The organism is Paraburkholderia sp. NMBU_R16 (assembly GCF_013282575.1).
GTDB lineage: Bacteria > Pseudomonadota > Gammaproteobacteria > Burkholderiales > Burkholderiaceae > Trinickia.
This window is the reverse complement of sequence record NZ_JAAAYE010000063.1, coordinates 1-18331: the sequence shown is the minus strand read 5'-3', so window position 1 is coordinate 18331 and position 18331 is coordinate 1. Positions and strand designations below refer to the sequence as shown.

Genomic DNA, 18331 nt, shown 5'->3' with positions numbered 1-18331 from the left:
ATGAATGTTAAAAATGACGTGTATGATCCGTTGATGTCCGTGGCGAAGGACTTAAATGAGTTGGATGTAGTGCTGGGCGCAAAGGACGCTTCGGATAGAATTGCGAAGATCGTGTCTGCATTCGATGAGACTGCCGAGCGAATCAGCTCGGCTACACAATCAGTGCACGACAGTCAAGAGCGCATCGAGATGCAAAAACTCTATCGAGGAATGATCGCGGCGCGGCGAATCGTGCTGAATCTTCAGGAACGTCGGTCGGCCCGCGGGTAGGCGCTTAATCAATACCTGCGACAAGCAGACGTGGTCTCCGTCTACCTGTTCTCGGTATTTCGATGGTAGGCTGAGTTGATGTTTGGCGGCTTTTTGTGTGTATTTTATCCAAGGAGAAGTATCATGGCAAGCGTAGCGAGCACAGTAATGCATGGATTTTCGAGTCTGGGTAGCAATTTGATGGACGGAATCAATTCGAGTATTAGCGGCGCGTCGATTAACGGCGCTTCGCAGACTGCTACAGCGTTTCAAGACCAAGTTGCGCAGGCTACAATGGCGCAGCAGGAAAATCAGTCGAAACTCAACCTCCTTGAAGCCGGGGCAAAGTTTGCTACAGAAATAACGGGTAAGGCTTGAATAGGTAGAATCTGTCGGGTTTTTCTTGCATGGCGGCACGCTGCGCGGATGAAGGCAACCCGCGGAGCGTGTCGATTTCAAATCGCTTTGAACGTCCCCCACAGGAACACCTGCAATGAGCCGGGACCGGTACGTCCAGCTGATTGGTGAGGTTTGCTCGGTAGTCGGCCTATCTGATCCGGACTACATTGTCGAAACGGGAGCCATCGAGGTAGAGGGCTTTTACATCAGATTCGACCATTACGAGGAAAAAGATCCAAACGGTCTCTATCTTACGTTCCACTTCGGATCGGTGACGGCAGGACGAACGCTAGCCGTCTTCCGGTTGATGCTGGAAGCCAACCTTCTCATCTATGCCATAGACCAGGCGCAGATGGCCGTGGACTCGGAAACCGGCACCGCGGTCTTGCTTGTCTATCTGACGATGGGGGAGGATCTCACGGGCGAATCGCTCGTCGGCATATGCAATCATTACATCGAGCATGGCCGGTACTGGCAAAACAACATTTTGCAGGGCACTGACGAAATGTTCGAAGGTATCGCGTCGGGAAATTTCAATTGGATACGTGCATAGCTCAAGCGACGATGCGCGCGACGAGCACGAAAAAGCGCCGATGATTGCCGTCAATGGGCGTCTCGACCAGAGTACCAGCGCCATTCACTACACTCGCGTCAGCATGCATCCGTGACACACCGCCGCCTTCATCGAATTCGATGTGAAGGTCGATACGCGAGCCCTGAGCGGGCCCCGTGATCGAGGGCGTCACGGACAGCCACAGGTCCTGTTCCGGTGCGTTATCGGACTCATCCGCAGCTTGGCTACTCATTACAGTGCGCCTATCGACGATGGCTGGAGCGTGATCCACCGTGACCGCGAGACGCGATAACGTCTGCTGGGCAAGATTCGACTGCTCGAGTCGTTTGAATTGCGCCATCAGCGTGCGGCCGTCGTCGTCAAGAACCACAATTCGTCCGTTCGAAGCATTGTCCTCCGCCCAACCAGTGGGCAGCGTTAGGGCAGATGACTGAAGCGCACTTTGATCAACGTCGATGACTGTCGCCTCGATGGCGACTGTTTGCGCACGCGTATCGACATCGGAGACAAGGATACCATCGCCCTCGATTCGCTCGGGCTTGTCGCGGATCAGTATAGAGTTGGTGGCGGCATCCGCTTCCACGATTGGCAGCGGCGCGTCAAATTCCAGGAGCTCAGTTGCACCATTGGGGATCGCATCTGCCGATGGCGGGTCGCGGTGAAAGCGCTGTTGCAGCAGCGCCGCCGCGCCCGGTACGCGCGTCGTGCGTCCATCCACGACGAGTGTCTTGTCGGCGGCTGTCGCAACGCTCAACCGGAACACGCGCACGGCCGTACGCTGGCGGGCGCGCCTGTCACCCTCGAATTGCGCTGCCGCGGCGCGAATGCGCTGCACGTATTCGGTCGGGCCGCCCACGACAACCGTCCGAGTCGGTTTATCCACGACGATTGGAAACCGGTCGTTGATCAAGCCGGACCGGATCAATACGTCATGCAGCGCATCGGCGGACATGAAATTTGGCCGTATTGCAATTCTGGCTTGCTCGCTGAGCGGCGATACATGAAGTACGGCGCCATCGTAATACCAGACGAGTCCGTTCGCTCGACAGATTTCATCGAGGAACTTTTGCGGCGCCATGGCGAAGCGCCCGCTGACGGTCCCGCTGATGTCTCCGCTCAAGCTTAGCGTTACCCGTTCCACGTCGGCAAAGAGCTTAAGCGTGTCAGTAACGCCGTTACCGTTGGCAGTGTAGACGAAATGGCTTTCTGACCATGGTATAGAGGTGTTCGCGACCGAATGCGTGGCAACGGTGAACAAGGCGGCGGCTGCGACTCGACGCACGAACGAACGCATACGCGGTGAATTCATGACGACGTACCCACCGATTCATTGACGGCATTACAACGGGCCGGCTGCAATACAAGACGGTATCCCGTCGCATAGACTGACTGGATGTTCCAATCGATGCAAGCGGCTTTGAGCGCGGCGCGCAAACGGCTCACGTACATGTCCACGGAGCGGCTTTGCACCGCTGCCTCCACACCCCAAACCACGCCCATCAAGTCTTGTCGCATCACCACTGCCCCCGCGTGCAACGCAAGATGCCACAAAATATCGAACTCCTTCGTGCCAAGACGATGTGTCTCGCCGTGGCAGAGTAGTGCGCGCGCTTGCCGGTCGAGAACGTTCCCCTCGACGATCATGTTGCCGCCCTGAAGATTGGTGGCTGCGAAGCGGCGAAGCAATGCCCTCACGCGGGCAAGCAGTACCTGACGATCGAAGGGCTTGACGAGGTAGTCGTCCGCGCCGGCGTCGAGCACTGCGACGATGTCGGATTCGGCAGAATGCACCGTCTGAAAGATGACCGGCATCGTCGATTGACCTCGCCCACGGATCTTTTGCAGCAATCGGTCGCCGGAAACCCCAGGCAGATCCCAATCCAGGATCGCGAGGTCGGCCCAATGATCGGCGAGATACTGCTGCGCATCCCGTCCGTCGCGAAAGCCATCTACCTGATAACCCTCCGTTCTCAACCATGAGTGCAGGAGCGCGTGATGTGCCGCATCGTCCTCTACGAGGAGGATGCGCACGGGTCGACCAGCTATGAGTTTCATCGTGGAGCCCTCGTTGGATATTCCATATCAACGTTTGTTCTCATCGCGATTGCCCGTGCAACTCCTGATCTGCCTCGAATAGGGAGACAGGAATGCCCTTGAACGAGGCGGTGCGGTAGCACGGCAGTTGCAGTACGAATGTTGTGCCGCCGGATGCGTTTAGCTCGGCGTAAAGCGATCCTCCGTGCAATTCGACAATCCGCATCGCCAGTTTCAGGCCCAGTCCAAAGCCTGTTACGCCGTTCTTGGACAACTGGTCGAAGCGTGTGAGCCGTTCGTCTTTCGTAAGGCCCGGCAGGCCCCCCGCACGGTCTTCGACGACGACTTCGACGAACGCCTCTCCGACTCTCATCGAAACGCCGACGGCGTCGCCGCGCCGCGATGCATGAAGCGCGTTATCGATGAGGTTTTGTACCGCGCGCGCAACGAAATTACGCATACCGTTGACCCAGACAGGCGCGCTGTCGATCATCCACAGTTGGAGCGCGACGCCTGAAAACATCGAATTCGCTTCGAGATGCGAGACGACTTGACGCACCGTGGCCCGCAGATCGAAACGTTTGAAATCGCGTTTGCGAACATGCTCGGTCACCGATGCGAAAATGAATTGCTCTCCCATCGAGAGCGCGTATCGCGCGAGCTCGGTAATCCGAACGAGCCCTCCGCAGAGCTCGAATGATTGTCGATCGTCGGCGCTCAGCTGCGCGAGCGCACAGATCGAGTTCAGGGGCGAGCGCAGATCGTGCAGCAAAAAGCGTAGTGACATCGCATGCTCGTCCGCGGCGCGGGAAATGGCCGTGACGTCGGTGACAGTAACCACTGTACCCGTATCGCCCCCACGCGTTTGTCCCGCGCGTACCAACAGCGCGATATCGGCTACTCGAACGATCAATCCTTTCGTCAGTTCATGCGGCAGAGTGACGCCATCCAACTCGAAGTGCGCGCTGATTGCGGCGCAGAAATCGGCGCCCGGTGTCAGCTGCATGCGCAACAAGTCGAGCGCGCGCTGATTGGCCTCGCGCACGCGGCCCCAGCGATCGAGATCCACGACGCCGCACGGCAAGGCATTCGCCAGCGCCTGGTCTGAAAACGTCTCGCTCTCTGTCATATCGTGTTCTTCCGGTTGTTGACCCAGCGTTGTTCGGCAAGCATCACGGCGTAATGACACGCGGCGCCAGCACGAACAGCCGCTCCATCCGGTTGTCCTGCTTTGTCTTCGTTCTGAAGAGTGCGCCGATGAAGGGAATCTTGGAGAGGCCAGGCACGCCGGTGACACCGTTAGAGCTGTTGTCGGCACGGTATCCCGCGATGAGCAATGCTTGCCCCTCGTTGATGAACGCTTGTGTCGTGATCGTGCTGTTCTGGATCACGGGCAAGTTGCTGACCACCTGGGACGTCAGTTGGCCGTCTTCGATCGCCACGTCCAGTTTGATCTGCGTTTGACCGTCCTCCGTCACGACCATTGGTAGAACGCGCAGCGAAATGCCGGCCGAGATGCTGAAGAGATCGCCCGACGTATAACCGCTCACGGGTACAAAGAACTGCGTCTTGTTATCCATGACCGCTTCCACATTGTTGAGCGTCACGACCTTCGGGCTGGCATCGATCTTGGCGGCATTGCTTTGCTGCAGCGCCGAGATGCGCGCCATAAGGTAGCGGCCCGCGTCCCCGAGGACGGCGGCGACGGACGCGCCCGCGGGCGTCGCCAGTGCCGGGGTATTGCCCGGCAAGGTCGTCGACCCGAAGTTCTGGGTCAGCGTACCGTTGAACGTGTTCTGCGCGAGCGTGCCGGTACCCGTCTGAACATCGACGTGGCTGTTGTGCGCCGTCCAGTCGATCCCCAGCTGCTGCAGCGCGTCATCGTCAATCTCGACAATGTGCGCTTCGATTTCGATCAGCTGCGGCTTGACGTCGAGTCGATGCACAAGCGTATCGTATTGACTCATGCGGTCGGTGGTGTCCCGGATGACAACCGAATTGGTTCGCTGGTCTGCGACGATGACCGGTAAGTTGTCATCGCGCGAGGGCGCCGAACCTGCGTTGGACTGCCGCGCCTGCGGTTCGCCGACGGCTCGCAACAACCCTGGCGACGGCGTCCCGGTAATGCCACCGAACATGTCTTTGCCGGTCGTGTTGGGCGGCAATGGCGGTGGAACATACGGGCTGACCGTCGAATTGGAATAAGGGCCGTTATTTTGGCTGCCGTTGACGTCGCCCATAGGCGAGGCGCGCGTTACGCCGCTAGGGCGCCCGGAAACTTCGACGCTGCCGCCCCCTGATCCGCCTGATTTCGGGTGGAAGACTTCGTTGAGAACAGACGCGACTCCCTCCACTGTCACGTCCTGACCATCGATCTTCACCTTGCGGTCTTCCGCCCACGCGTGATCGAGGGGGAACACGCGAACTTCGGTACCGCCGCGGCGGCTCGCATTGGCATCGAGACGGTTCGCGATGTCATTGACGAGATCGACATAACGTGGCGGTCCACTGACGAGAGCGGTGCCTTCGATATCATCGTAGACGATCGGAAAGCGCTTGTCGGTGACGCCTATTCGGTCGAGCGTTTCACGCAGCGATGCCGTCGACGCGGTGTTGAGCTTGACGAGTGTGGTCTTGAATTCCGATGAAGGAACGATGTCGAGCAAATTGCCGTCGTAGTACCAGACGAACCCGAACGAAGCGGCAAGCGTATCGAGAAGGTTTTGCGGAGGTAAATGGAACTTGCCGCTTACGCTCCCGCTGATATCTGGGGAAATGCGAGCCGGTATCCCCTGGCTCGCGGCCAGATCTCGCAAGACGTCCTTGATGTCCTTGCCCGCAGCGACATAATCGACGATGGGCGTGCGCCAGTGCACGGGCGACGCGTACGCCGGCATGATGCCCGGCGCAATGGCAAGCGTGACGCCAAGCGATGCTGCGCAAAGCTTTCTGCTCCATTTCATGATGAGATTCCCGATGCGATTGCGGTGGTTCCATCCCTGCACATGTCGTCGTGTTTTCATGTGAGAATTCGTTGTCCCTCTCTCTGCGGCTCGTTCGAACTATGGAAAAGCTGATTGGCGTATCGCGCGATTTGACCCGTGAAATCCTGACGCTGATGGATAGGCGTCAGGCATTCACGGACATTCATATCGAGCAGGACCGGCCGGTGATGATCAAAGCGCCGCGTGGCTGGGTGGCTGTGAGCGAGGAGCCGGTGTTGCGCGACGAGATGGTGCCGACGATCGCTTCGATCGAACCGGATTGGGTGGCGCTGCTCGAGCGAGGAGCGATCGATCGGCCACTCGTGTTGACCCGCTGCCGTCTGCGCTGCAACATCTATCGCGCGGGCGGTGGCCGAAAGATCGTGATGTCGATCCGGCGCTTGCCTTTGCAACCGTTGCCGTTCGACAAACTGGGCCTGCCCGCTTACGTGCGCACCATGATGGAAAGCGCGAAGGGGCTTGTGCTGGTGACGGGGCCGACGGGCTCGGGCAAGACCACGACCATCGCTTCGATGCTCGATCACATCAATCGCACACGCAGCGCGCATATCGTCACGCTCGAAGAGCCCATCGAATACGAGATCGAGAGTCAGACGTCGATCATCTCTCAGCGCGAGGTGCCCACGGATACGCCGAGCTTTTCCATTGGCCTGCGCGAAGCGTTGCGCCAGAAGCCCGACGTGATCATGATTGGCGAGGTGCGTGACCCGGAGACGGCTCAAACGGCGCTCCAGGCAGGCGAATCGGGTCACCTCGTGCTTGCAACGATGCACACTGGCAGCGCGATCGCCACGATCACCCGCTTGCTCTCGTTCTTTCCGCCCGAGCAGCGTGAACGCTATGCCGCGGGGCTCGCGAATTCGCTGATCGGCATCGTTTGTCAATGTCTGCTGCCGACCGAGGATGGCATGGAATTGGCGCTCGCCAGCGAGCTGCTCTTTAATAACAATCAACAAATCAGCGCGATGCTGACCGATCCCGCGAAGATTCCGTTCATTGCAGAGTTCATGAAACGCAAGGAGGACAACATGTCTCGCTTGCTGAACGATCATCTGTTTAATCTCGTCGCGAAGAACCAGTGCTCTGCACGCGACGCCTTGCGTGCCACATACAACCGGCTCGAATTGCACGAAATGCTGCAGACGCTTGGCCCGCGATGAATATGGGTTCATGGCGGCGTCAGTAATATGAGTTGATCGTCCAGCCCGCGGCTATCGGCGAATTCGGAATCGTTTGTGCCTGCTCTCCGCAAAAGCTGCTGACCCACGGCGTGGTGATGCCCTGATAAGTCGCCCAGTTCGTCGTCACGACAACCGTGTACCGGCCGGGAGCGCCCGCCTGTGTCAGAGAGTTGTTGATACCGCCCGAGTCATTGACAAGCGTTGGCCCTTGGCTTTCCGTATGCGCGATCGATTGGTTCGAACTGTCGAGAAAGTCGACACTTTGCGATACCTGCGCCCGGTTTGTGGTGGCCTGATTGCATAAACCGTCGTTCATATGTGCCCAGGTTGCAGCCACAATCACGCCCGGTTTCGTCAGGACCACGGGCACCTGGAACGTATAAGAGAAGGTGCCGTTGATGGCGTTGAAAGAATAGGGTGGGGCGGTATAGACAATGGAAGGGGGCGGCGAGCAATTCGGATAATCGGCCGCACCGGGCGTGGCCATGACGATGGTGCATCCGGTCACCGAGGATGCAGGCTCGATTTCGCTTTGGCTTTGCCAGGTCCCGTTGCGGCACGAAAGCACGCGACCGGTGGTGTCGGTCGAGACCAGCGTACTGCTTGCACCCGTGGGGGCGCAGGGTTGCCCCATTACCTGCGCGTTACCGAGTGCGAGATTGCCTTGTTCGTCGACCGCCAATGCTTGCCAGGTCTGCCCGTTGTAGGTGTAGGCGCGATTGGTGGCGAGCGTCATGGCGACGTCGCCGAGCGCCGGGGCGGGGAGGTTTGAAAGCGAAGCCGCATCGGCTACGGTTCCGCGCCAATGAAATGAAGCCTGCGGTTCCCATATCCCGCCCTCGCAATTCAGCACGTTGCCCGCGGTATCTGCCGCGATCGCTCCGACCGACGTGCACGCCGCGTAGTCGACCTGTGCGGCGAGGACGATGGGAACTTGCATCGTATTAGCTGCGGGGTCGCCCGGCACCGCGACGCGGTACAGGAAATCGGCGTTCTGTGATTGTGTGCCGTTGAAGTAGATGAGGCTCGCCAAATGGCCGACGCCTGTCTTTGTGCCCGTGCATGATGCACCGGCGGGATTTGGCGTTGGCAAGCGCCAGGTTCCGAACGCGCCGGTGGCTGCGCCGCCGTCGTTGTTGACGGCTTGAATGGATCCGCCACCCTGACCGGCGTTTGCGGCGATATAGCCGAGGTCCGCGTCCGCGATGTTGCGCCCACCTTCCGTAACGAGCACAGACTGCAATACCCCTTGCGTCGTAGTGCCATAGATCAACAGACACGGGGTCTGACCGTAGGGATTGGTGTTGCTCATTGCATTGGACAGATATGTGTCCAATTGAAGTGATGTACCGCTCAGCTTGACGACGACAGGGCTCGAAGGTGTCGCTTGTGCGGCCAGCGCAGCATAGTTTTGCTGGATGAGCCGCGTGGCGGCAGCCGTCAATTGCGATTGATAGAGCGCGGTTTGCTGCGAGCGCGTGTCCTGCAGCGTGGAATTGATCATGGTCGCCAACCCGCCGAGCATCAAAGCGGCGAGCGCGAGAGCGGCAAGCATCTCGATCATCGTGAATCCGCGCGTGTTACGCGGATTTCGATTTGCGTGGATCCTATTCATAGGATTGCGTCATCCAAACCGGCATTCCGTTTGGAATCATTTGCGCGACCGGTGGCGGGAGCGGCACGGGTGGATTGCCGGGCGACATCAATTCGCCATCCATTGAGGCGCCCGCAAGTGCGGATCCCAGCGCGAGCTGCTCCATCACGGGTATGACGCTCTGGGCCGCAGGCGACGTCGAATAGATGACGACGAGGCTGCCGGCGTAGCCTACATTCGGCACAACAACGTTTTGCCAGATAGGGTCCGGCACAATGGATCCGAGGTAGGGCTTCAAATCGCTCAGCGGGACGCTGCCGTGGAATAGCGGATTGACTTTTGCGAAAGCCGCGACGGCTTGGCGGTATTCGCTCATGTTGTTCGCAAGGACGGTGGGTGAGGAAGCTTGTGCCATCTGCATCGATTCCGATTCAAACAACGCATAGGTGCCTGTGGCGACGCCCAGCGTCAGGATTATCCAAAGCATGTACATGGCGCGACTGTTCGTTTGTTATTGATAACGATCGAAACAGGGATTTGATTCCCTTAGTTGGATGTCCACGTGATATCGACGCTTCCATTGCCCCCATCGCAATCCTGTTGCGCGGTCGAAGGATCAACCGGAATAGTGGTCTCAGTCTTGGTTCCGACGTTGATCGAAGCCCAGCTTCCGCCAGTGGTGATTGCGTTGATGCACACGCTCGCCGGGATGTTCGTGTACTGAATGCTGAAGGTCGCGCCGTTGCCCGTGACATTGATGTCACCGCCCCACGAATCCGTTGCCTTGCCGCCGTTCACAGGGATACTGCTCGGAAAGATGCCAGCGGACGCGACGACGGCATTGGTCAATCCCGTGTAGCCGCTTCCTTGCCCCATATACAATTTTTTGACGCCTGTCTGAATCGCGTTGACTTGTTCCGTCAGCGCATTCGTGCCGGCGCTGCTGAATGCGCCGCTGAGCAATGCAACGGCGCCGATCACCACGATTGCGGCAATGCCCAGATATGCGATCGCCTCGAGCAGTGAGGCGCCGCGCTGAGCGACAATCGGCGACCGACGTATACGCAGCGTGGCGCGCGAGGCGAGGGGGGCTTCCGAAGTCATTTGATTCTCCTTATCCGCCCCCGCCGGCTTGGCCTAGCGACGAGAGCGTGCATGCCAAAACGTTGGCGGTCCGGTATCGAAGGTGGGTTGTCGAGTTCTGATCAATGCAAGCTGCGCGCGAGCGCCGCAATCTCCTGCTGGATGCCGAAAAACCCGGTGATCAACCACGAGAGCACGAGGGCCAGCGTGACGATCGCGGCACCGTTGACTGCTCGCATCTGCGTTTCGATCCGCTCCACGCCTTCGTGCATCCACTCATCGGCGAGCGCCTGCAGGGCGTCGGCGAAACCTTTGTACTCGGCGTAGATACAAAGGTCGTCGACAATTTCTTCCGACGGGAATCGGTAGCCGGTGTTCTTCATGGCTTCACCGACGTTCAATCCGGATTTCACGCCGAACAGCACATCGTCGATGCGTTGTTGAAGCCAAGGTCTCGCTTGAAGAGCGAGCCGCGCCAGCGCTTTCTCGACGGTAAAGCCTGCGTTCTGCAAAGAAGAAAAAGCGACAAGAAAACCGCATCCTACGATGAGCCGATAGACGGAGTACGGCGGGTAGCGGTCGAGGAATGCACGCACCCGGCCTGACCAACGAGGCAGGGAATAAACAAAAAACACCATCAGTAATGCGGCAAGGCCGATGCAATACAGCATGTCGTCCTGAACGAACTTCGACAGCTCATACAGCGATCGCGCAACGCCATGCCAGCGCTGCGGATTGACGATCGACGCGAAGCGCGGAATAACCAAAGTGCCGAAGAGGTACAGGTAGCCGAGCGTCATCGACAAGATGGCGATCGGGTAAGCCAGCCCCGCGACGATTGCACCGCGGATGCGCCTCTCGTACTGCACCACTGTGCACACCATGGTGAGGGCGGAGTCGAGGCGACCCGACTGTTCGCCGGCCATGATGATCATTTGCTCGGTATGGGGAACCCACCAGTCGATCGCCTCCGAGAGCATGCCGCCGTTTTGCACCACGCGCCGCCAGTCGGAAAGCGTGATCGCCAGCGATTCGTTAGGCTTGCGGCCTTCATGCGACGCGCGCAGCTCGAGTTCCTCCAGAACCTTGAGCAAAGGCAATCCGTTGGCCAGCATCTTCGCGATCTTGCGATAGGTGCGCAGGCGGGAGGGCGCCGTGAGTTGCAACCGTGCCCATCTTCGATTGAGCTCAAGTGCCATAGCCGTTTTCGAGTGTCAACGTTCGATCGCCTTCAAGTTGAGGCAGTGGGCCAACGACCCGTTCGGCCATACGTGGATCGACGAGCCCCGCCATGACCTTGTCGAGCGCGTGCTCGGCCAGCGTCCGCCCGCCGAGTTCTCTGGTCCAATAGCGCTTCGCATCAGCTTTATTGCCTGAGCGAAGCAACTCACAAAAGGTTGCATCGGTACGGATTGTTTCAGCGACCACGGTGCGGCCGATCGTCCCGTGCCCGCAGTGAGCGCACCCGCCGCCAGCAATGCGAATTGCGTCGAATCTCGTGCCTGCGATGCGTTTTAACCGGGCGACCAAACTGATATCTAGCTCGTGCGTGGCATCCGTCAGTGGACGGGAACAGTGGGGACACAAAAGCTTGACAAGACGTTGGCTGATCAGCCCCGTGACGACCGATTCGTCCGTGATCATCGCGAGAGGCAATCCGAGGTCCGCCAGGCGATCGATGATGGCAAGCGCGCCGTTCGCGTGAACGGTGGTCCAGACCTGATGCCCCGTCATCGACGCGCGCAACGCCGCCTGTGCGGACGCGCGGTCCCGTATCTCGCCGATCATGATCGTGTCGGGATCCAGACGCATTGCATTGGCAATTGCGGCGGCAAAAGCCAGTGAGCGTGCTTCTTCGGTGGCTGCATTGACGACGGGCGTTTGCACGGCTCCCGCGATCGGATACTCGACCGGGTCCTCGACGGTGATGACGTGAATGGTTCCCGCGGTATCGCGCAATTGTCGCGTCAGCACACGCTGCAGCGTCGTCGATTTGCCCGATCCTGTCGGCCCGCTGATGATGTTCATTCCATGAGGTTGCTGAGCCAAGAGATCGATGGCTGCTCCCTGCTCGACGGTAAAACCGAGATCGGCGAGCGTTGTCGAATCTCCTGCGTCGTTGTAGAGCAGCCGAAGCACCATCAAGCTTCCGATACTCGTCGGTGCTGTTGCGATGCGCACACCGAACAGGCGCTCGGGCAGCTTGTCGCGGTCCCCAATACTCGCATCCTGGCGTTCGGTCGGCTTGTACGTGTTGTCGGAGACGCTCGACATCGCGGCGTACAGCGTCGAAAGCAGGCGTTCGCCATACTCGCGCGTTTGCTCCGACACGCGCGTGAGTTCGTTATGAATTCGAAACAGGATCTCGGTGCTGAAGCGATTGACGCGAATGTGAATGTCGGACGCTCGCTCGTCGCATGCGCGCGCGATCAGATTCTTTGCGACGACCTGCATTTGCGTATGGTCGAGGCGCTCGGCACTGCCGTCGCGACGTCGCACCTGGTAGGCGCGGCGGATCGTTTCGAGCGTCACCGGCCGAGTCTTGTACTTGAAATTCAAGCGATCGAGACGTGCGCAGTACGACAGCACATAAGGATTCATCTGGTGCCCTTCGGCCACCAGAAGTTGCCCATCGTCGAACAGGCACAGGAATTTGCGTTCTTCCGCGCTGGCCGAGAATTCTCCGCTATCCGACAGCGGATGGGGCAAATCGTCGAGACGCTCGCGCGGTGCCTCGGCTCGGGGTGCGATGGGCGCGGGTTGTGCCCGTTCAGCGCGCGGCACCATAGTCGGCGCCACGGGTTCTGCCAGCACCGGTGAAGGCGCGACAGGCCGTTCGAAGGCCTGCTTCTTGTCGGTGCTTGGAACAAGCACCGGCACGAGCCGCTTGCCGGCGATGGGCGGTGGTACGCGCTCGCTCATGGCTGTTACCTCGGTGGCATGGGCACGGAGGGAATCGGAGGAATCGCTCCCGTGGGAACGCCGCTCAATGTGAAGTTGCGCAACGGTTCCTTGGAGGACGCCCTGACACTGAGCGTCGAGCGATGCCCGCCATGCTCAGCGATCACGACTGCGCCGGGATGTATCGACACGACGCGCAGAGCGCCTGGAAGGACATCGCCCACATGTACGTCGAATTCGCCGCCATTACTCGTGGAAACGACGGCGCTCATGGCTCCGCCAAGGCTTTGCGTGGCGACAATAGAGAGGCCGGAGCCGGATGCATCATCTCCGAGCTCACGCAGCGTCTGCTGACGCTGGGCCAGTTGCGTCTGCGCATCCAGCTTCTTGAGCTGCGCCTTCAATATGACTGTGTCCTCCTCCAATTGCATGAGTCGGCTCGCCGCATCACGGGCAGCTTCCGTTGGCACGACGGTCACTTCGGGCGCTGAACTGCTTTGCGCCGCTACATGCGGTGACGGTGCGGGTGCGATTGCCTGCGCAAGTGCAAATACCGGCGAGGCCAGCATGCAGGCAGCCGCTGACGCGAGCAAAACGCGGTCACTTCTCATACAAGGCTCCGTCCAGGGTCCAAGCCCCCGATTGATACGAAAGCTTTTCGATGCGCACGCCGGGCTCGTCGATATACTGAACGACACCGCGCGGCGAAAGGGCGTCCAGCGTGGCCTCCAGTTGCCACATATGCCATGCCGGCGCGGCCTGCTCGCCCGGCAGTTGTCCTACGGCGCGAGCCGCGAGGCTGGAAGGGGGAGGCGCGGTTTGCAAAGTCAATTTGACAGGGATGCCCAGCATCTGGAACGTCGAAAGCAGACGCAGGCGCACCCCTCTTATTGTTCCGATTGCGTCGTCTCCGCCAGCCGGCAGAGACAGCGGCTCGACCAGGCTCGCGTGATTGCCGTCGCCGTCAACCGCTGCATGTGGCACGGTCGCTATCAACATTGCGACGTTGGAATCGGCGCGCGACCAGCTGTAACTGACATTCGACGCGCGGCAAACGTACTGATCGAGATCCCACCCGCCCGGCGCAATCATGTCGAAGTGATCGAGGCAAGCCTCGACGAACGCCGACGGGGACGGCTGGCTCGCCCACGGGTGAGCAGGTGGTTGTGCAGCGCTCGGATGCGGGGTACGCAGCGCCAGCTGTCGACGCGTGCGCTCGAAGGCCTGCTCACGGGCAAGCTCGATTTGGTGGCGCCGGTATAGCGTGAATGCGGCGATGGACGAGCCGAGCACGATCAAAATTGCGGCTGCCAAAGCGAACGTTTGCCAGGCCGGGTGGCGCGAGACACGGGTGAGGTTGAGCCAGCGCGGCAGATAGGGCCTGCCGGCGCGTCTCGGGATCATGTCATCGATACTGCGCGCGTAGAAGTTATGAAACCCTTGCGCTTCGATCTGCGGATCGCCTATGACCACATTCCAACCGCCAAGACTGTAATCGCTATGCAGGCGCTCGAGCACTTCCTCGCTCGTGCCAACCCAATCGCCATTGGGCAGGAACGCGCCATCGCGAACGGCAAAATAGGCCCATTTGCCGTTGGGCAGACTGAATGCGCCGACCCAGCTCGGCGCGGGTTGCTGACGCCCGTCGTAGAATGCGCCTTCGGTGGCGATCGCTCGGGACACCAATGCACCAAGCGATGGCAGACCGATTTGTGCGCCCTCGCGTGTGCTCGCGAAACCGGCGCCGGCAAAGCTGCGATCTATGCGCAGCACCATGGCGTCGAAGTTCAGTCGCGCGGCCAGCTCGGCGGCCTCGGCACGCAAATCGTGCCGGCGCGACAGCGACTGCCAGAACAGACCGCACACGAAGCGGTGCCGCCCGATCTCGATGATTTGCGTCGCCATGCGGAGTCTCCAGAGCCTCGCGTCTCAGGCGCCGTTCATGACGATCGGCGATATCAGGATGACAAGCACCTCGCGCGACTGCGTGGCGCTGACGCCACCACCCAACGCATACATCGATGGCGTGCCTGTTCCTTGCCGGTTGCCCTGCTCGTCAGTGCCTTCGTAGCCGCTGATCACGAGCGTCTGGCCCGACTTCACCGCGACTCGTTGCAGGAAATTGCGCGTATCGACGGTCGGCAACTGAATCGTTTCCCCGCCGCTCGTGAAGTTTGTCAGTGAGGCGAGCGACGAGATATTCGTATAGAACTGCATCATCACCGTGCCGTCGTTAAGGATATGCGGCAGCAGCGTCATGTTGAATCCGGTGGTCACCGTGCCGGGTGTAAGCGAAGTTTGGGTGCCGACGTTCAGCGTGGCTGTCGTCGAAATTTGCGCAAGATAGCCTGTTTGCTCGGCGACCTGCACGGGAACGGGCTGGTCGTTGAGCGTGGTGACGGACGCCGACGTCTTTCGCCGCACCGTTCCCTGTTGAGAAAGCGCACTAATGACAGCGTTCGTGGCCGAGGCTCTGCTCGACGGTGTAATGACCGTGGCGGAGAACTGATTCGCGCCAGTGACCAGGCTCGAAAAAGTACTTGTGATGCCGAACTTCGTGCCGAGTGCCTGATAAACCGCTGACCAGTTGATGCCATAACTGTCGCTCGCGGAAAGCGTGACGGAAAGCACTGTGACGTTGACCAGCACTTGCCGCGCCAATACTTGATTTTGCTGCTCCATGAATTCGCCGACGCGTGCGAGAACATCCGGCGTATCCGTTACCGTGATCGAGCCCGTCGCGGGTGCGATGATGACGGAGCCCACCGGCGAAAGCATGGCTTTCACCGCAGCCTGCAGACCGTTGTAGACGGACAGTTGCGCGTTCATGGCGATGTTGTCGCTGTTTTGCGAGGTGACGGACGGTTGGGACCCCGCTCCTGACGTCGTCGCTCCCGCACCGAGGGGCGCAGACGAAATCGGTATTGCGCCGCCGCCGCTTGATGCCCCGCCGTTGTTGCTGGCTCCGCTCACCACATTGGTATCGAGCTTGGAGTCGCCCGGAATCGACACCACCTGGTACACCCGGGTGTCGGTGTAAAAGAAAACGATCGATCCGTCAGCGTACTTCCAGTAAATCCCGAAGCGTGCCGCCGCGATGTCCAACAAGCCACGCAGCGTACCTTTCGTATAGGCGATGTGGACCGGCGCCGCCTCGGCGAACGACGGTGCACGCACACCCGCCGCGCCAGGCGGTGGGCTTTGCAGCAGCCCCCCGGGTAACGGCGGCGGGTTCGCGCCAGGTGAGCCCGCTGGCAGGGTGAGAGCGGGCGACGACTGCGTGGCGCGCGTAGCGGCGTCGATCGCCTGCGGCGCGACCTTCGCTGGCATGTGCGTCAGGCGGGAAATACGGTCCGCAAAACTTTGGATCGAGTCCACCGTGCCGTCGAAGCTTGCGGGCTCGTCGAACACTTTGGGTAGCGTCGTATTCGGTGCGATCTTCAGTGTGCTACCTGACAGCCACAGCTGATTCTTGACGACGACCGCGTCAGAATCGGATGCCGTATTATTCCCATTTGCGGTGTCGCCCAACAGACGGTCGGCACGCGCGGCGTCTCCGTGCGAGTTTTGATCGACCTTCTGAATGAGGCCGGTACATCCGGCGAGCAGCGATACGCATATGACGATCGCCACGCGCGAAGCCATTGCGTGCATCAGCTCACCCCCTTTGGAATAATGCGCAGGACACGGTTGCTCCTGTACATGACGACGCGGATCGGCACCTGAGCATTGCTCAAGGCATCCACTACCTGGTGAAGTGCTTCTTCGAGCGTGCCGTGAATCGTGGCCGTCGCGTCGATACCGAAATCGGTCGGGACGTCCCAGACGAACTGCCACCCGGCTTCCTTCGCCCAGCGCGAAAGGGCGTTGCGTACGGAGCCATCGGACGCGCGCAACGTCCAATCGGACGCTTGCGGCGCGAGGGTTGAGTGAGTTGCTTGTGTGATGATGGGCGTTGTGCTTGCGTTAGGCGCGGGCGTGATTGCTGTCTTGGCCGCGATGGTGGCTGCCGGTGTGGGGGACGCGCTTGCATCGGCATGCACCGTGCTGCTTGGAGGCGGCTGCTGACTCACGGAGACCGATGGAGCGAGCGAGAGACTGGCTGCCGGCATCGCGGAGGGCTGCTCTACGGCGTTCATCATCGCAGCCGAGGAGGCGTGCTCCACGTGGATCGGCGCATCGTCCGCAGGTCCGTGCGACACGGTCGAAGACGGGACGCTGCGCGAGACGATCGTGACCACGTGCAAGTCGGTGTTCACACGCGCTTGCAGCGAAGGCTCGACAGCGACGATCTTGCGAAGAACTTGCACGAACGAGCGGCCGGCGGGCCAACTCACCGGCGTGTCCGACCACGCCGCGGCGTTCGGTATGTCGACGCTGTAATTCGTCGGAACAATTTGTTCGATGGCCTGAAGCAGCGGTACATGGTCGCCGCTCACACGCACAGTGCCGCTTGCGCGTTCACTGCCTTCAACGATAACTGTCGGATGCGATGCGTCGACAGCCACAGGCATCGCCAATAAACCGCACATCCCCAATCGGACTGATAGCTTACGCATACGGCCTTTGCACCCATTCGTTGTCGCTTGCCTGTGTTCCGTTCTTTTGCTTTCGTAAAGCATGACTGTCTGGGCTACCCTAGACCTTATAGATCGTGAGCGTCTTTCCGGGCCCAACTGTGTCGCGTATGGAAATCGCATACGCCGCAGTGCCCGATTCTCGCTCAGTGCTGGGCTGCTACGCTGGTTCGCTTGACAGTCTGTTGCATTCGGCCTTCCATTTGGTTTTCACTGAACATGACCGAAACATGACGACCGATCGCAGTCACACTTTTTCTGGCATTTCTTGACGCCAGTGTATGGTCAGGAGGAAGCGCCTTGATGGCATTTTGGTAGGAAAATAGTTACGACCTATGTCATTCCTGCGTGTAATGGAGGTCGAGAAGGGGCGATCGGAGGAGGGTTGGCCGCTTCGCTGTCAACGCGAGCGCACTTCATTATTTTCGATAACCGGTCGATATGCTTACGAACGTGTGAGAAAGTGACTGCTCGCCGACCTGTCGGTGGACTGATGTTCCTCGACCGCACTGCGGCGATCGAGCAGTGCGATCGGGTGGCGAGCCTGCCGGTCGAAAAGCGCCTACCGATGGAGCCGTTCGAAGTAACGTGATAGATATAAACCAAGTATGGCTCTTTTGAAAATGCAGTGGGTAAAGCGGCTCACGAGGCATGCGGGTTGAAGCTGGAGAAATCTAGCTTGCCGGCGATGAGGAACAGCACGGTTCGCATTGTTTCGAAGCGCGTGTAGCCGC

The 18331-nt window shown here is 59.7% G+C and carries 18 protein-coding genes; 5 read left to right on the top strand and 13 right to left on the bottom strand.

Features of this window, described 5'->3' with window-relative positions:
* The 3 genes from GWC77_RS23485 to GWC77_RS23475 all read left to right on the top strand — a co-directional run bounded on the left by GWC77_RS23485 (position 1) and on the right by GWC77_RS23475 (position 1201).
* Positions 1–270, top strand: a complete 270-nt coding sequence (locus GWC77_RS23485) for a type III secretion system protein (RefSeq protein WP_217283381.1) — start codon at positions 1–3, stop codon at positions 268–270.
* 123 nt (positions 271–393) lie between these two features.
* Positions 394–627 carry a hypothetical protein gene (locus GWC77_RS23480; RefSeq protein ID WP_173260810.1) on the top strand — a complete coding sequence of 78 codons (234 nt, stop codon included), beginning with the start codon at positions 394–396 and terminating at the stop codon, positions 625–627.
* A gap of 115 nt (positions 628–742) precedes the next feature.
* On the top strand, positions 743–1201 hold the full coding sequence (locus GWC77_RS23475) for a molecular chaperone Tir (RefSeq protein WP_173260808.1): 459 nt from the start codon (positions 743–745) through the stop codon (positions 1199–1201).
* A 1-nt stretch (position 1202) separates the two neighbouring features.
* On the opposite strand, the gene GWC77_RS23470 is transcribed toward GWC77_RS23475, so the two are convergent.
* The 4 genes from GWC77_RS23470 to sctC are packed head-to-tail and all read right to left on the bottom strand — an operon-like array spanning position 1203 to position 6219.
* Complete coding sequence (locus tag GWC77_RS23470) at positions 1203–2516, bottom strand: type II/III secretion system family protein (protein WP_173260806.1); 1314 nt, start codon at positions 2514–2516, stop codon at positions 1203–1205.
* Positions 2517–2527: 11 nt separating this feature from the next.
* Entirely contained in the window at positions 2528–3277 is a 750-nt protein-coding gene (locus GWC77_RS23465) for a response regulator transcription factor (protein ID WP_173260805.1), read from the bottom strand.
* 40 nt (positions 3278–3317) lie between these two features.
* Positions 3318–4385, bottom strand: a complete 1068-nt coding sequence (locus tag GWC77_RS23460; protein WP_173260804.1) for a HAMP domain-containing sensor histidine kinase — start codon at positions 4383–4385, stop codon at positions 3318–3320.
* Positions 4386–4428: 43 nt separating this feature from the next.
* A complete protein-coding gene (gene sctC / locus GWC77_RS23455) occupies positions 4429–6219 on the bottom strand; it encodes a type III secretion system outer membrane ring subunit SctC (protein WP_173260828.1) in 1791 nt (596 codons plus the stop codon).
* Positions 6220–6320: 101 nt separating this feature from the next.
* Between sctC and GWC77_RS23450 the strand changes: the two genes are divergently transcribed.
* Complete coding sequence (locus GWC77_RS23450; RefSeq protein WP_173260803.1) at positions 6321–7421, top strand: type IV pilus twitching motility protein PilT; 1101 nt, start codon at positions 6321–6323, stop codon at positions 7419–7421.
* Between the two features lie 19 nt (positions 7422–7440).
* Here GWC77_RS23450 and pilV read toward each other — a convergent pair whose 3' ends face one another.
* The 9 genes from pilV to GWC77_RS30350 form a co-directional block, all read right to left on the bottom strand.
* Positions 7441–9057: a shufflon system plasmid conjugative transfer pilus tip adhesin PilV gene (gene pilV, locus GWC77_RS23445; RefSeq protein WP_173260801.1), complete on the bottom strand. Its 1617-nt coding sequence runs from the start codon at positions 9055–9057 to the stop codon at positions 7441–7443.
* Complete coding sequence (gene pilM, locus GWC77_RS23440; protein WP_173260799.1) at positions 9050–9529, bottom strand: type IV pilus biogenesis protein PilM; 480 nt, start codon at positions 9527–9529, stop codon at positions 9050–9052. Before pilM ends, pilV begins: the two co-directional genes overlap by 8 nt.
* 53 nt (positions 9530–9582) lie before the next feature.
* Positions 9583–10140: a type 4 pilus major pilin gene (locus tag GWC77_RS23435; RefSeq protein ID WP_173260797.1), complete on the bottom strand. Its 558-nt coding sequence runs from the start codon at positions 10138–10140 to the stop codon at positions 9583–9585.
* Positions 10141–10241: 101 nt separating this feature from the next.
* Positions 10242–11318 carry a type II secretion system F family protein gene (locus GWC77_RS23430; protein WP_173260795.1) on the bottom strand — a complete coding sequence of 359 codons (1077 nt, stop codon included), beginning with the start codon at positions 11316–11318 and terminating at the stop codon, positions 10242–10244.
* Entirely contained in the window at positions 11308–13041 is a 1734-nt protein-coding gene (locus GWC77_RS23425) for a GspE/PulE family protein (protein ID WP_254367118.1), read from the bottom strand. The genes GWC77_RS23430 and GWC77_RS23425 overlap by 11 nt, the downstream gene beginning before the upstream one ends.
* Positions 13042–13046: 5 nt before the next feature.
* On the bottom strand, positions 13047–13451 hold the full coding sequence (gene pilP, locus GWC77_RS30355; RefSeq protein WP_367949089.1) for a type IV pilus biogenesis protein PilP: 405 nt from the start codon (positions 13449–13451) through the stop codon (positions 13047–13049).
* 169 nt (positions 13452–13620) lie between these two features.
* Entirely contained in the window at positions 13621–14925 is a 1305-nt protein-coding gene (gene pilO2, locus GWC77_RS23415; RefSeq protein ID WP_173260791.1) for a type 4b pilus protein PilO2, read from the bottom strand.
* Between the two features lie 24 nt (positions 14926–14949).
* Positions 14950–16674 carry a PilN family type IVB pilus formation outer membrane protein gene (locus GWC77_RS23410; protein ID WP_173260789.1) on the bottom strand — a complete coding sequence of 575 codons (1725 nt, stop codon included), beginning with the start codon at positions 16672–16674 and terminating at the stop codon, positions 14950–14952.
* Positions 16674–17528: a toxin co-regulated pilus biosynthesis Q family protein gene (locus GWC77_RS30350; RefSeq protein WP_173260787.1), complete on the bottom strand. Its 855-nt coding sequence runs from the start codon at positions 17526–17528 to the stop codon at positions 16674–16676. The genes GWC77_RS23410 and GWC77_RS30350 overlap by 1 nt, the downstream gene beginning before the upstream one ends.
* Before the next feature lie 532 nt (positions 17529–18060).
* Here GWC77_RS30350 and GWC77_RS30125 point away from each other — a divergent pair.
* Positions 18061–18189 (top strand): hypothetical protein, encoded by a 129-nt coding sequence (locus GWC77_RS30125; RefSeq protein WP_302181381.1) that lies wholly within the window; start codon positions 18061–18063, stop codon positions 18187–18189.
* Positions 18190–18331: the final 142 nt, after the last annotated feature.

Bases quoted from the DNA above. Each gene is read 5' to 3' on its own strand.
- GWC77_RS23465 (WP_173260805.1), bottom strand. From the start codon at position 3,277: ATGAAACTCATAGCTGGTCGACCCGTGCGCATCCTCCTCGTAGAGGAC.
- GWC77_RS23450 (WP_173260803.1), top strand. From the start codon at position 6,321: ATGGAAAAGCTGATTGGCGTATCGCGCGATTTGACCCGTGAAATCCTG.
- GWC77_RS23470 (WP_173260806.1), bottom strand. From the start codon at position 2,516: ATGCGTTCGTTCGTGCGTCGAGTCGCAGCCGCCGCCTTGTTCACCGTT.
- GWC77_RS23435 (WP_173260797.1), bottom strand. From the start codon at position 10,140: ATGACTTCGGAAGCCCCCCTCGCCTCGCGCGCCACGCTGCGTATACGT.
- GWC77_RS23480 (WP_173260810.1), top strand. From the start codon at position 394: ATGGCAAGCGTAGCGAGCACAGTAATGCATGGATTTTCGAGTCTGGGT.
- pilV (WP_173260801.1), bottom strand. From the start codon at position 9,057: ATGAATAGGATCCACGCAAATCGAAATCCGCGTAACACGCGCGGATTC.
- GWC77_RS23460 (WP_173260804.1), bottom strand. From the start codon at position 4,385: ATGACAGAGAGCGAGACGTTTTCAGACCAGGCGCTGGCGAATGCCTTG.
- GWC77_RS23410 (WP_173260789.1), bottom strand. From the start codon at position 16,674: ATGCACGCAATGGCTTCGCGCGTGGCGATCGTCATATGCGTATCGCTG.
- sctC (WP_173260828.1), bottom strand. From the start codon at position 6,219: ATGAAATGGAGCAGAAAGCTTTGCGCAGCATCGCTTGGCGTCACGCTT.
- pilM (WP_173260799.1), bottom strand. From the start codon at position 9,529: ATGTACATGCTTTGGATAATCCTGACGCTGGGCGTCGCCACAGGCACC.
- GWC77_RS23475 (WP_173260808.1), top strand. From the start codon at position 743: ATGAGCCGGGACCGGTACGTCCAGCTGATTGGTGAGGTTTGCTCGGTA.
- GWC77_RS23425 (WP_254367118.1), bottom strand. From the start codon at position 13,041: ATGAGCGAGCGCGTACCACCGCCCATCGCCGGCAAGCGGCTCGTGCCG.
- pilP (WP_367949089.1), bottom strand. From the start codon at position 13,451: ATGCAATTGGAGGAGGACACAGTCATATTGAAGGCGCAGCTCAAGAAG.
- pilO2 (WP_173260791.1), bottom strand. From the start codon at position 14,925: ATGGCGACGCAAATCATCGAGATCGGGCGGCACCGCTTCGTGTGCGGT.
- GWC77_RS23485 (WP_217283381.1), top strand. From the start codon at position 1: ATGAATGTTAAAAATGACGTGTATGATCCGTTGATGTCCGTGGCGAAG.
- GWC77_RS23430 (WP_173260795.1), bottom strand. From the start codon at position 11,318: ATGGCACTTGAGCTCAATCGAAGATGGGCACGGTTGCAACTCACGGCG.